This is a genomic window from Dellaglioa sp. CoH-57-MRSF-22, assembly GCF_056781895.1.
This window is the reverse complement of record NZ_JBXAXT010000006.1, coordinates 38,750-51,470: the sequence shown is the minus strand read 5'-3', so window position 1 is coordinate 51,470 and position 12,721 is coordinate 38,750. Positions and strand designations below refer to the sequence as shown.

12 protein-coding genes and 1 other annotated feature are annotated in these 12,721 nt (G+C 33.0%); of the genes, 7 read left to right on the top strand and 5 right to left on the bottom strand.

Annotated features, from left to right (window positions below; all coding sequences use genetic code 11):
• The first annotated feature begins 43 nt into the window (after positions 1 to 43).
• Positions 44 to 159, top strand: a sequence feature (ribosomal protein L10 leader region).
• 34 nt (positions 160 to 193) lie between these two features.
• From rplJ to mprF, 3 genes are all read left to right on the top strand, one after another.
• Positions 194 to 700, top strand: coding sequence for a 50S ribosomal protein L10 (gene rplJ / locus AC1RPR_RS06785; protein WP_481761895.1), 507 nt, complete (start codon positions 194 to 196; stop codon positions 698 to 700).
• Positions 701 to 769: 69 nt separating this feature from the next.
• Complete coding sequence (gene rplL, locus AC1RPR_RS06780; protein WP_409021534.1) at positions 770 to 1,138, top strand: 50S ribosomal protein L7/L12; 369 nt, start codon at positions 770 to 772, stop codon at positions 1,136 to 1,138.
• Positions 1,139 to 1,732: 594 nt separating this feature from the next.
• Complete coding sequence (mprF, locus tag AC1RPR_RS06775) at positions 1,733 to 4,342, top strand: bifunctional lysylphosphatidylglycerol flippase/synthetase MprF (protein ID WP_481761896.1); 2,610 nt, start codon at positions 1,733 to 1,735, stop codon at positions 4,340 to 4,342.
• Between the two features lie 275 nt (positions 4,343 to 4,617).
• On the opposite strand, the gene AC1RPR_RS06770 is transcribed toward mprF, so the two are convergent.
• On the bottom strand, positions 4,618 to 5,256 hold the full coding sequence (locus AC1RPR_RS06770; RefSeq protein ID WP_481761897.1) for a DUF998 domain-containing protein: 639 nt from the start codon (positions 5,254 to 5,256) through the stop codon (positions 4,618 to 4,620).
• Positions 5,257 to 5,499: 243 nt separating this feature from the next.
• Here AC1RPR_RS06770 and AC1RPR_RS06765 point away from each other — a divergent pair, with 243 nt between their 5' ends.
• Both AC1RPR_RS06765 and AC1RPR_RS06760 read left to right on the top strand, forming a co-directional pair.
• Positions 5,500 to 6,840, top strand: a complete 1,341-nt coding sequence (locus AC1RPR_RS06765) for a hemolysin family protein (protein WP_481761898.1) — start codon at positions 5,500 to 5,502, stop codon at positions 6,838 to 6,840.
• 175 nt (positions 6,841 to 7,015) lie between these two features.
• The gene (locus tag AC1RPR_RS06760; protein ID WP_481761899.1) at positions 7,016 to 7,552 is read left to right on the top strand and encodes a DUF1648 domain-containing protein; all 537 of its coding nucleotides are present in this window, start codon (positions 7,016 to 7,018) and stop codon (positions 7,550 to 7,552) included.
• Positions 7,553 to 7,622: 70 nt separating this feature from the next.
• Here AC1RPR_RS06760 and nrdF read toward each other — a convergent pair whose 3' ends face one another.
• The 4 genes from nrdF to nrdH are packed head-to-tail and all read right to left on the bottom strand — an operon-like array spanning position 7,623 to position 11,396.
• Positions 7,623 to 8,615: a class 1b ribonucleoside-diphosphate reductase subunit beta gene (nrdF, locus tag AC1RPR_RS06755; RefSeq protein WP_409021529.1), complete on the bottom strand. Its 993-nt coding sequence runs from the start codon at positions 8,613 to 8,615 to the stop codon at positions 7,623 to 7,625.
• 21 nt (positions 8,616 to 8,636) lie between these two features.
• Positions 8,637 to 10,814, bottom strand: a complete 2,178-nt coding sequence (gene nrdE / locus AC1RPR_RS06750) for a class 1b ribonucleoside-diphosphate reductase subunit alpha (protein WP_481761900.1) — start codon at positions 10,812 to 10,814, stop codon at positions 8,637 to 8,639.
• Positions 10,786 to 11,166: a class Ib ribonucleoside-diphosphate reductase assembly flavoprotein NrdI gene (nrdI, locus tag AC1RPR_RS06745; RefSeq protein WP_481761901.1), complete on the bottom strand. Its 381-nt coding sequence runs from the start codon at positions 11,164 to 11,166 to the stop codon at positions 10,786 to 10,788. Before nrdI ends, nrdE begins: the two co-directional genes overlap by 29 nt.
• A complete protein-coding gene (gene nrdH / locus AC1RPR_RS06740) occupies positions 11,166 to 11,396 on the bottom strand; it encodes a glutaredoxin-like protein NrdH (protein ID WP_481761902.1) in 231 nt (76 codons plus the stop codon). The genes nrdI and nrdH overlap by 1 nt, the downstream gene beginning before the upstream one ends.
• Before the next feature lie 213 nt (positions 11,397 to 11,609).
• Here nrdH and AC1RPR_RS06735 point away from each other — a divergent pair, with 213 nt between their 5' ends.
• Together AC1RPR_RS06735 and tadA are read left to right on the top strand one after the other, a co-directional pair.
• On the top strand, positions 11,610 to 12,212 hold the full coding sequence (locus AC1RPR_RS06735) for a class I SAM-dependent methyltransferase (protein WP_481761903.1): 603 nt from the start codon (positions 11,610 to 11,612) through the stop codon (positions 12,210 to 12,212).
• Positions 12,213 to 12,707 (top strand): tRNA adenosine(34) deaminase TadA, encoded by a 495-nt coding sequence (gene tadA, locus AC1RPR_RS06730; protein WP_409021525.1) that lies wholly within the window; start codon positions 12,213 to 12,215, stop codon positions 12,705 to 12,707.
• Positions 12,708 to 12,721: the final 14 nt, after the last annotated feature.

Sequence of the window (12,721 nt, the reverse complement as noted above, 5' to 3'; positions counted from 1 at the left end):
TTAGTTGACCCATATATCTAACTGTGTTAAATTTATGGAAGTCAATTAATTTATGATTCTACCGAAGACTCAGGTGGCGCAAGCCTTAATTTACCTGCCGAGGAGTGAAGTATTACTCTCTCTGTGTCTTGGTGGACACGGAGTTTTTTTATTGTAAAAAAGCTCTGACACGACTACAGGAGGTGAATCAATTATGAGTAAAGAATTTATCGCACAAAAAGCATTAATTGTGGATGAAGTAACTGAAAAATTCAATAACGCTGCATCTGCAGTTGTTGTGGATTACCGTGGTTTAACGGTTGAACAAGTGACTGCATTACGTAAGGAATTACGCGAAGCAGGCGTTGAAATGAAAGTTATCAAAAACAAGATTTTAGTACGTGCTGCTGAAAAAGCAGGGTATGAAGGTATGGAAGAAGTATTTTCTGGACCTACTGCAGTCGCATTTTCTAGCGAAGATGTTGTTGCACCTGCACGTATTATGGCTAATTTTGCTAAGACTGCTGAAGCACTTAGCATTAAAGGTGGTGTCATTGAAGGTAAAGTTGCAACGTTAGAAGAAATTAACGCTCTTGCTACATTACCTAGTCGTGATGGCTTACTTTCAATGTTACTTTCAGTATTACAAGCACCTGTTCGCAACGTTGCTTATGCAATTAACGCTGTTGCAGAAAGTAAAGACGAAGAACCTGCTGCTTAATACTTAGCATCTATGATCGGTACCTAAAGGTACACACAAAATCGTACACATAAAATGGAGGATACACACATGTCATTAGATACAGAAAAAATCATTGCTGATTTAAAAGAAGCAAGCATTTTAGATTTAAACGACTTAGTTAAAGCAATCGAAGAAGAATTCGGTGTTTCAGCTGCTGCTCCTGTAGCTGCTGCTGGCGCTGGTGCTGGCGAAGCTGCTGCTGAAAAATCAGAATTTACTGTTGAATTAACAGAAGCTGGCGACCAAAAAGTTAAAGCTATCAAAGCCGTTCGCGAAATTACAGGTTTAGGCCTTAAAGACGCTAAAGGTTTAGTTGATAACATTCCATCAGTTATCAAAGAAGGTATTTCTAAAGACGAAGCTGAAGCAATGAAAGCTTCTTTAGAAGAAGTTGGCGCAGTAGTTACTCTCAAATAATAATATTTTTATTTTTGAATAATTTTAAGCACGATGATTTCCAATTTATTGGAAATCATCGTGCTATTTTTTTGCAAAATGTTTGGTTATGTTAATAAATCGTGGTAAGGTATTTAAATAAACATATATCTGAAAAAATATTGAATAAAATGGACAAAATGTAGAGGGGGTAAGCTATAAACGAACATAATTAGAAGCGTCTATTTAAAGGATAGCGATAACTATTCCAATATTAGCGTTTGAAATCTCTTTAAAATTAGAAATTCGTCGAATTATTAATTAATGTTAAACTTTTTCTATATACATCATTAGTTATTTATTAATGTCCACAGTTTGGCATGATCACCAGCGCTTATTTAAAATTAGTTAGTATGTAGATAAAAGAGTTAATTTAGAAATAGTAACTAGATCGAAGCAAATTATTTTTATGGTGATGTTAGTTATTTTATACCAAATTTTACATAGACTACATTAATTTTATTAACGATATAGACTTTATTGTGAAATGAAGGTTACGTAGAACAAAAGAAAAAATAGTATTATATATTCCGGGGGGAGTATAAGTAACAAAAAATAAATCGGGGGATTCAAAAAATGAAAAAAATAATTAGTACGTGTAATGAATTTATTAAAAAAAGATTAACAGCAATTAAGCTTTTATTTGTTTTATCAGTTTTAATTTTTGTTATTATCCAAGTTGGACAAATATTTAAGGATATAAATGGTGAACAAGTTCAGCAAAGTTTTGAATCACAGTCAGTAAAATCCATTATATTAATGTTGGTAATTGGATTTATTGCTGTCCTTCCGATGATGATTTATGATTTTGTCATGGTTAAATTTTTACCAGAAAAGTATTCTTGGCGATACATTCTTCAAAGCGGTTGGATAACGAATACAATGACTAACATAGCAGGATTTGGTGGCCTACTAGGTGCATCACTTAGAGCTAATTTTTATAGTAAAAATGCGTCTAAAAAACAGGTGCTATTTGCTATATCAAAAATAGCATTATTTTTAGTTGCGGGTCTATCACTATATTGTTGGGTTTCTTTATTCATGATTTTTGGATTAAATATTGGACCACAATTCGGACAGTATTGGGTCTGGTTGTTATTAGGTGGCCTATATTTTCCAATTGTTTTTATTATTACAAAGACAAGAGATTCAGAATTTTTTGCAGATTTAACATTAGGTCGTGAACTAACGTTAATACTTGGCTCTTCCTTAGAATGGGGATCTGCTGGTTTATTTTTCATTTATATCGGATTTATGATGAATGTTGATACATCTAATTTAGTTGCTGTCTTCCCGTTATTTATTATCGCATCAATTATCGGTGTTATTTCAATGATTCCGGGTGGGTTAGGTTCTTTTGATGTCTTTATGATTTTAGGGTTACAAACATTAGGTGTACAGGATAGCACAGCTGTTATCTGGTTATTGTTTTATCGATTATTTTATTATATATTCCCATTCTTAGTGGGGGTATTATTATTCGTTAAAGATTCAGGACATCGTCTTAATGAGTACTTAAATGGACTACCAGTTATCTTACTCAGTAGAGTAGCACATTTTATACTTGTGTTATTTTTCTATATGACAGGTATCATCTTATTACTTGCTTCAACGGTTCCAGAATTTACATTTACTAATCCAATTATTAATTACTTATATCCTTATACCTTTTATTTCATTCATCAAATGAGTAATATTATACTTGCATTCTTAATGATTGGGATTGGTCGAGGTATTGAATCTAAAGTTAAACGTGTCTATTGGCCAATGATTATCTTTGTTGTCGTGGGTATTGCTAATACATTGTGGCATGATTTCTCAGTAACAATACTTATTTTCTTAACTATCATTCTCATTTGTGCACTATTATCTAAACCAATATTTTATCGTGAAAGATTTGAATATTCATGGGGCCGTTTATTAATTGATGGAAGTATATTTGCTGGAACATTCATTTTATACACAATCGTAGGATTCTATAACATGCCAGAATTCCACTTTAAGGGTAAAGTTCCAGATGTATTCTTATTTCCTTCAGAAAAGATATGGCTATCAGGATTCCTAGGTTTACTTTCTGCAGTTGTGGTGTTATGGATTGCATTTACGTACTTATCTGGTAAGGATAAACGATTTGGTAAGCAAGATTTTCCAGCAGATCGTGTTAAAAATGTAATTGATACTTATGGTGGTAATGAAGTCAGTCATCTTTCATTTTTAAAGGATAAAAATGTTTATTTCTATCAAAATGATGGACAGGACGAAGTATTTTTCCTTTATCAAAAAAAATCGAATAAATTAGTGGTTATGGGTGAACCTGTTGGTAATCATGAGTTTATTCGTGAAGCAATTAATCAATTTATTGTTGACGCAGATATTGAAGGATTAGAATTAGTTTTTTATGAAGTTGATGCGAAGTTAACAATGATGTTACATGAAGTTGGATTTGATTTCATTAAAACGGGTGAAGAAGGTTTTGTTAGAGTAGCTGAATTTGAATTGGCTGGTAAAAAAAGACGTTCTGAACGTGCTTTAATGAATAAATTTGAACGAGAAAACTATACATTTGCAATGATCGAGCCCCCTTATTCAAAGGAAACTATTCAAGAATTGAAAAAAATATCTGATAGTTGGCTGAATGGACAAGCTGAAAAAGGATTTTCTTTAGGATTTTTCGATGAATATTATCTTAATCAAGCGCCTATTGCTATTATTAATGATTCTGAGGGACATAAGGTTGCCTTTGCGACAATGATGCCAACCGGAAATAATAGGGTCTTATCGATTGATTTGATGAGATATAGTAGAGAAGAAGCGCCATCTGGTATTATGGATAAAATCTTTATTAGCCTTTTTCAACAAGCAAAAGAAGGCGGCTATGAATTATTCGATATGGGTATGGCACCATTGTCGAATGTAGGTGAATCTAAATTTAGTTTTGCGGAAGAAAAAATAGCTCATTTAATTTATGAATATGGGTATCATTTTTATGGTTTCCAGGGACTAAAGAAGTATAAAAATAAATATGTAACTAAATGGCAGCCAAAATATATTTCATTTAGGAAACGTAGTTCGATTGCCTTTACGTTATTACAGATTTTAGCAGTTGTAAATCAAAAAAAATCAGTAGATAAAAAGGATAGAATGCCTAGCCCTATAATGAAGTTTTTAATAAAGAATATTAGATAATATAGTATATTAAAAGGGTAGAGATATATATTATTTGAGACACCAAGACATAATTCCGGTAAAATATCGGAATTATGTCTTTTAATTTGCAAGAAATACGTTTGTTATGAAGCAAAAGAAACTCTAAATGTAGTGAACAAATAGTTAATTTAACGTACTTTTAGTCTGGAAACTGCGTATGATGATTGCTTTCTTACTCGATTATTTAGATATAAAAATGCCTCACAATTACTAGACTTATGTCTAATAATTGTGAGGCATTTCATTAATTAGTATTATCTTTTTTTAAACATATTTTTGATAGAGATTAATAAAAATGGCATATAGAGTAACCATAAATTTAAACGTTGCCACAAACCACGATAAGGAATTTTAAATTGTGAATCTGGCATAATTCTTGGATAAACAAATAAAAATTGAATTCCTAGTGAAATAATAAAGGCAACTAATAAAAGGGTTGTAATTAGTTTTTTACCTTGCTTTTGATAGAGTTTTAATAAAAAAAACATACTAATCAAAAGAGCGGTGTCGCCAATGCCTGACGAATAATTGTGGATCATACCCGTAATGCTTTGTGTATTTGATGTGAGTGCACGATCGAAAATTCCTGTTAAAAGACAATCGGTCATACTAAAAATAATTAACATAGCGGTAAACCAGCTGGCTAATTTTTTTGACGTACCTTTAAAATATTCATAGAAAGCTGGTGCTGAAAGTAAGAAAAGAAGTCCATTTATAACTTCCCAAACTTTAAATGCCATATGAGTTGGAACGCCAACTTCCCCAAAATCACTAATTAAATTAGTGAATTGCAAATAACCAGGTACAAATGGTGCTAATGCTAAAGGCAAAATCCACTCACTTATAACGGCAAGTGCCATTAAATAAAAACCATATTTCTTTAAAAAATTCATTATAGATCCCCAATTCTAATTATTTATATGATAATTTTATTATAACTTATTTAAGTAATAGTTGTTTACGAAAAGGCTAATTAAAAATGACACTTCTTAATTATAATTAAGATAATACCAAGATATATCGATTTAGATAGCCTTATTTTAGATATAATGATAAAGTGTTAACTAGTTTATGAACAATATTTTTGATATAATGGAAGTTAAGAAATTACAACAAATTGAAAGTAGGGTGTTACCTTGGATTCTGGTCCGGAAAATTATTTAGTGAATGTAATTGTTATTATCGCAATATTACTTTTGTCTGTGTTATTTACACTGACTGAGTATGCGTTGGTTCGTGTCCGTATTAGTGCATTGAAAGATATGTATGGGAAAAAGCCGCTTAAAAATATTAAGCGGGCTATTCATATGACGGAGAACCTAACGGAGTATCTGTCAACGGCCCAAGTTGGAATCACTTCAACTAGTTTGATTTTAGGTTGGATTGGTGAAAAAACAATAGCAGATGCGATTATACAATCAAATATATTACCCGCGGCTATGGCAAATGCTATTGCATCGGTTGCTGCAATTCTTATTTTTACTGTTATTCATGCTGTTTTTACTGATTTAGTACCTAAAAATATTGCAATTGCAGATCCATTGCCAGTATTATTATTTATTGTCCGTCCTATTATGTTTTTCCATATTGTGTTATACCCATTAATTTGGATTTTAGATCGTTCAGCAAATTGGATTACGCATTTGTTAGGTTATGAAGTTGAAAATGAAGAAGATATTTATTCGCAAACTGAAATTCTCTCATTATCTCGATTATCCGCAAATGCTGGTGAACTTGATGAAGAAGATTTAACATTCATGCGACGAGCATTTGATATGAATGATAAAGTGGCAGAAGATATCATGATTGACCGAACATCGATGGTTGCAGTAGACGTAGACGATTCAATTAGAAACGTTGTTAATTTATATTGGAGAACTAGATATTCAAGGTTCCCAGTTATTGCTAACAATGATAAAGATAAAGTTATCGGGTACGTTTATAGTTATGATTTATTGCGACAGGAAAAAATTGATAAGACAAATTTGATTTCAACAATTATGCGTGATATTCCGGCCGTTCAAGAAAATGCTGAAGTTCATAGTATTATGGATGTTATGGTATCTAAGAGAACACCAATCGTTATCGTCGTTAATGAGTATGGTGGGACTTCAGGGATTGTTACAGATAAAGATATCTATGAAGAATTATTTGGTGTTGTTAGAGAAGAATTTGATGATACGAATGACGATAATATAGTAGATATGGGAAACAATAAATTTAAAGTTTCAGGTAAAGTGACATTATATGATTTTGAAAGATATTTTGATACAACGCTTAAAGAAACGGAAGAAAGTGAAGCGGTGACGCTTACTGGATTTGTGCTTAATAATGACTCAAAATTTCGAGCTAATGATGAAATGAAAATTGCTAATTTTAATATTAAGGCATTGGACTATGAAAATGCTTATATTTCAGAATTTGAAGTAACTGTTTTACCAACAGATAAAAGAGTGATTAACAAAGTGAACGCTTAAAAAAATAGTATTTAGGGTTAGTTTTTAATTAGCTCTAAATGCTATTTTTTTTACTACATTACTGGTAAGGATTATAGCTTGCCAATTGGTAAAAGTAGTAACCATATTAATTTGAATCAAACGACTATTTCGAATTATTTAAAATGGTCACAATATCTGGTAGGAGGAGACAATTATGAAAAATAAAAGGAATATCAGCGCCATCTTATTTGGATTTGTTCCAATGATTATGGGAGTAGTTTTGTATCACAAATTACCCAATAAAATTCCGATTCACTGGAATATAGGTGGTAATATTGATCAGTATGGTGATAAAAATCTAGTTATTATTGGGTTCCCATTATTGATGATTTTAATCAATGTGGTGATAATGGTAATAGATAACACTAATCGTCAAAATAAGAAACTAGATACAGCTTTAATTTGGATTACGCCAATCTTATCAATACTTTTAGCAACAATGATATTTGCTACCGCGTTGGGACATCAGGTTAATATTATTAGCAGTGTTGCACTGATAGTGGGAACATTGCTGATCATCTTAGGAAACTATGCGCCTAAAACGGTTCCTAATAAATATACCAACTTTAGGATGAAGAAAATAACGCAGGATTCTAGTCATCGTGAGAAATTAAATCGTTTATCAGGTGTATGGATGGTCATTATAGGAATATTGATACTTTGTGCGGGAATAGTGGGAATGTTACTGTAATTGTAAAGTTAAAACTGTTAAATAAAAAATCCTTACTATCAGTTTTTAGGCTGATAGTAAGGATTTTTTTCTAACGTTTAGGACGACGTTTCATTTGGCCGCTTTCACCAATTTCATAATCTGAATCATCCATTGATTCCACACTACCAAGTAAGTAGCCATTACCAACTTGAGAGAAGAAATCATGATTAGATGTTGATGTTGAAATTCCGTTCATGACAACAGGATTAACATCAGAAGCTGTATCAGGGAACAAAGGATCTTGGCCTAAATTCATTAGAGCTTTGTTGGCATTGTAACGTAAGAAGGTTAAAACTTCTTCAGTCCAACCAACTTCATCATAAAGTTCATGGGTATATTTTTCTTCGTTTTCATATAATTCAAACAGAAGGTCATACATCCAGGTCTTCATTTTACCTTGTTCTTCTTCAGAAAGTTCGTTGAATCCTAATTGGAATTTATAGCCAATGAAGGTACCATGAACAGATTCATCACGTAAAATTAATTTAATAATTTCAGCAACGTTTGCCAGTTTGTTATGGCCTAAATAGTAAAGTGGCGTATAGAAACCAGAGTAGAATAAGAACGTTTCAAGAAAAACAGAAGCAACTTTTTTCTCCAATGGTGACCCGTTTTGGTAAATACCATTAATACGTTGTGCTTTTTTTTGTAAAAATTCGTTTTTGTCTGTCCATTCGAAAATTTCAGTAATCTCTGAAGCTGTATTCAACGTTGAAAAAATTGATGAATAACTTTTAGCATGAACCGATTCCATAAATTGAATATTATTTAAAACAGCTTCTTCGTGGGCAGTCCGTGTATCATGACGCAACGCTTCCATCCCATCTTGTGATTGCACCGTATCCAACAATGTTAGCCCACCAAAATCATGACCAACTAATGTTTTTTCTGCAGGACTCAGTGTACGCCAATCATCTAAATCATTTGAAAGGGGGATACGTGTATCTAACCAAAATTGTTCTGTTAGTTTTTCCCAAGTTGCTTTATCAACTTGATCTTCAACTTCGTTCCAATTAATTGCTTTGTAACTATCATTATTCATTTAACTTTCCTCCGTTACAGTTTAGATAACACAACTCTCACAAGCGTTTGCGCCAACTTCTTCTTGATCATCAGTAAAGGTTCTGATGTAGTAAATTGACTTAATACCTTTATTATACGCATAATTACGCAAAATGTTTAAGTCACGTGTTGTCATTTTATCTGTCCGACCATTTTTCCATTCGTAGAGGCCTTCAGGAATCGTTGAACGCATGAATAAAGTTAAACTAAGTGATTGATCGATATGTTCCTGTGCAGCAGCGTAAACGTCAATAACTTTACGCATATCCATGTCGTATGCAGAAGTATAGTATGGAATCGTGTCATTTGAAAGGTAAGGAGCTGGATAGTAAATCTTTCCAATTTTCTTTTCTTGACGCTCTTCGATTCGGTTAATAATTGGGTGAAGACTGGCAGTAGTATCGTTAATATATGAAATAGAGCCATTAGGTGCAACAGCCAATCTATTTTGATGATAAAGACCGTCAGTTTGAATATTAGCTTTCAAAGTCGCCCAATCTTCTTGATTAGGGATGTCGATGCCATCAAATAAGGCAGCAACTTTATCAGAAGTAGGGCCCCAATCTTCGTTAAGATACTTATCAAAGTAGGTACCAGTTGCATAAGTACTTTTTTCAAAGTTATGGAATGTTTCATTTTTTTCTTTAGCGATAGCATTTGATGATTTTAATGAGTAATAGTTAAGCATCATAAAATAAACACTAGTGAAATCGATTGAGTCTTCTGAACCATAATGCATATGGTTTTTAGCGAAGTAGGCATGTAAGCCCATTGCACCTAAACCGATGGTATGCGCTAAGTTATTTCCATGTTGAATAGGAGGCACAACATCAATATCTGAACTATCAGTTACAAAAGTTAAAGCGCGAACCATTGAATCAACTGAACGGCCAAAATCTGGAGAAGCCATCATATTAACAATGTTAGTTGAGCCTAAGTTACATGAAATATCAGTCCCCATAACATCGTAGCCTTGTGCATTATTCACAGTTGATGGTGTCTGAACCTGCATGATTTCTGAACAAAGATTACTCATAATGATTTTACCATCAATTGGGTTTGCGCGATTTGCTGTATCAACATTGACAATATAAGGATAGCCTGACTCTTGTTGCAGCTTAGAAATTTCAGTTTCTAATTCGCGGGCAAGAATCGTTTTTTTACTAATATTTTTATTGGCAACCATATTGTCATATTCTTTTGTGATATCAACATAGGAATAAGGGACTCCATATTCTCTTTCAACACCGTAGGGATCGAAAAGATACATCGTTGCATTATCTTTAATGAGTTCGTAAAATTTATCAGGTACAGTGATGCCTAGTGATAAAGTTTTAACACGGATTTTTTCATCAGCATTTTCTTTTTTAGCTGACAGGAAAGCAACAATATCTGGATGGAAGACGTCTAAATAGACAACTCCAGCACCTTGACGCTGTCCTAGTTGGTTAGAATATGAAAAACTATCTTCTAATAATTTCATAACGGGTAGAACACCAGAAGCAGCGCCCTCAATCCCTTTAATTGGTGCACCTGCGCCACGTAAATTACTGAGCGTAATACCAACACCACCACCAATTCGAGATAATTGAAGTGCTGAGTTAATGCCACGTCCAATACCATTCATATCATCAGTAATTTGAATTAGGAAGCAAGAAACTAATTCTCCACGACGTTTACGACCGGCATTTAAGAAACTAGGTGTAGCAGGTTGGTAACGTTGATGAATCATTTCGTCAGCTAAATTCATAGCTAGTTCTGTATTACCATCAGCAAAGTAAAGAACGTTCATTGCAACACGATCAATATAATTTTCAAGGTAATAGGCATTATTATCAGTTTTAAGTGCGTATTGAGCATAAAATTTGTAGGCAGCCATAAATGTACCGAAATGGAATTTTTGAGCTGCTAAATAAGCGTAGAGCTCCTCTATAAATGAGAAGTCATATTTATTATAAAAATCAGTTTCAATATAGTTGTTGTCAATTAAATAATCAAAACGTGCTTTTAATGAATCAAATTGCATTGTATTTTCAGCAACATTTTCTTTCAAAAAGGCGGTTAAGGCTTCTTGATCTTTTTGAAGTGGGATTTGACCGTCTACGGGAATATTAATTTCATTATTTAAATCATAATAAGTGACTTTATCACTATTTAACGTTTTTAATGTCAATTTCATCAACTACTTTCTTCATATTGATTACATCTTCTTCAGTGCCATTGAATTCAAATTCATATAATAATGGGACGTGATAGTCGGTTGCGATATCTTTGGCTGTAAAAATAAAAAGTTGGGCGAAGTTGCGGTTCCCACCGCCAACAACACCCAGTATATTTTCTCTATTTGATTGATATTCAATAAAGTCGTTGACCGATTCAGTGAGCCCAATTTCATAAGTTGGAACAATTAAAATATAGGGTTCATTTAATTCAATAAGCGGGTTTGTTGGATCGATTTCAAATGAAGGATAGCCAATTTTATTGATGAAGCGTCGTGTTTGTCCAGTAATGCTAAAGAAAACAATTTTCATTAGACTGCCAACTTTTTAAGCATATCAGGACGAAATCCTGCGATTGTATCGAATCCAGTAGCTTCTATAACAGGAACAGCTTGGAAACCTTGGCCTTTCAAGTAATCGATTGCGTTATCGTCTTCGGAAATGTTACGTTCATCAAAGTCGACGTTGTTTTCTTCTAAAAAACGTTTTGTCATTTTGCATTGGATGCAGTTGTTTTTTGTAAATACAGTAACTTTTTTCATTATATAAATTCCCCTTTGTTGTTTTGTTTAATAAGATAAGTATACAACACATAATCCAAAAATCAATTGAAAAAAACACTACATTTAGTGTGATTTTAAGTTGCATCACACAAGATGTAGTGTTCAAGGTCTTGGATTGTTTATATTAAATTTTGATTGCGAAAATTCGATTTTCTCCGTATTATAGAAACTATTGAGAAAGTAGGTAAAAATATGACGAATTATTATTTTTCGAAAAATCCAGATGTTATTCATGATGAAAAAGAATGGACATTTAAACTGTTGAACAACGAGTTTAAGTTTACCACAGATAATGGTGTATTTTCAAAAAAAACAGTCGATTTTGGTTCAAGAGTTTTATTAAATGCAGTTGAGCAACAAAAAATAATTCCGGGAAATATTTTAGATGTTGGATGTGGATACGGTCCAATAGGACTTGCTATAGCCAAGAATCAACCAGAACGAAAAATAGACATGACAGATGTAAACGAATTAGCATTAGAATTAGCAAAGAAGAACGCGGTAATCAATAAAATTAATAATATAGAAGTTTTTGAATCTGCCGCATACAGTCATGTAAAAAAGACAGATTATGCTGCAATTCTTACAAACCCGCCTATTAGAGCAGGCAAAGAGGTCGTTCATGAAATTTTAAGTGGCGCATTCGACCATTTAAAAGTTGGCGGACAATTGTTTGCTGTATTACAAAAGAAACAAGGGGCAAGTTCGGCTCAAAAGAGAATGACTGAAGTTTTTGGTAATTGTGACATTATTTTAAAAGATAAAGGTTACTATATTTTAATGAGTGTGAAGTAAATGGTAGAAAAATTAACTGAAGAACAAAAAGAATTTTTTATGCGCGAAGCTTTATATGAAGCAAGAAATGCAAAAATTATTGGTGAAGTACCAATTGGCTGTGTTGTTGTACAAAATGGTGAGATTATTGGACGAGGCCATAATATTCGTGAACACGTGCAAGATGCAACCCTTCACGCTGAAATTTTAGCCATCCAAGAAGCCTGTGCTACGATTCATAGCTGGCGTCTTGTAGATGCGCAATTATTCGTAACACTAGAACCATGCCCAATGTGTAGTGGTGCGATTATCAATTCAAGAATCCCCGAAGTTTACTTTGGTGCATTTGATCCTAAAGCAGGAACTGCAGGCAGCATTGGGAACTTATTAACGGATGAACGATTTAATCATCAAGCAAAAGTAGAATCTGGATTATTATTAGATGAAGCCAAAGACCTACTCCAATCATTCTTTAGAGAAGTTCGTCGTAAAAGAAAAGAAAAAAAGCAATCATAAAGGTAGCTTTTTGT

Excerpts from the sequence above, each read along its gene's own strand:
- nrdI (WP_481761901.1), bottom strand. The coding sequence starts at position 11,166 with ATGAAAATTGTTTTCTTTAGCATTACTGGACAAACACGACGCTTCATC.
- AC1RPR_RS06770 (WP_481761897.1), bottom strand. The coding sequence starts at position 5,256 with ATGAATTTTTTAAAGAAATATGGTTTTTATTTAATGGCACTTGCCGTT.
- nrdH (WP_481761902.1), bottom strand. The coding sequence starts at position 11,396 with ATGAAAAAAGTTACTGTATTTACAAAAAACAACTGCATCCAATGCAAA.
- nrdE (WP_481761900.1), bottom strand. The coding sequence starts at position 10,814 with ATGAAATTGACATTAAAAACGTTAAATAGTGATAAAGTCACTTATTAT.
- tadA (WP_409021525.1), top strand. The coding sequence starts at position 12,213 with ATGGTAGAAAAATTAACTGAAGAACAAAAAGAATTTTTTATGCGCGAA.
- nrdF (WP_409021529.1), bottom strand. The coding sequence starts at position 8,615 with ATGAATAATGATAGTTACAAAGCAATTAATTGGAACGAAGTTGAAGAT.
- AC1RPR_RS06760 (WP_481761899.1), top strand. The coding sequence starts at position 7,016 with ATGAAAAATAAAAGGAATATCAGCGCCATCTTATTTGGATTTGTTCCA.
- rplJ (WP_481761895.1), top strand. The coding sequence starts at position 194 with ATGAGTAAAGAATTTATCGCACAAAAAGCATTAATTGTGGATGAAGTA.
- mprF (WP_481761896.1), top strand. The coding sequence starts at position 1,733 with ATGAAAAAAATAATTAGTACGTGTAATGAATTTATTAAAAAAAGATTA.
- rplL (WP_409021534.1), top strand. The coding sequence starts at position 770 with ATGTCATTAGATACAGAAAAAATCATTGCTGATTTAAAAGAAGCAAGC.
- AC1RPR_RS06735 (WP_481761903.1), top strand. The coding sequence starts at position 11,610 with ATGACGAATTATTATTTTTCGAAAAATCCAGATGTTATTCATGATGAA.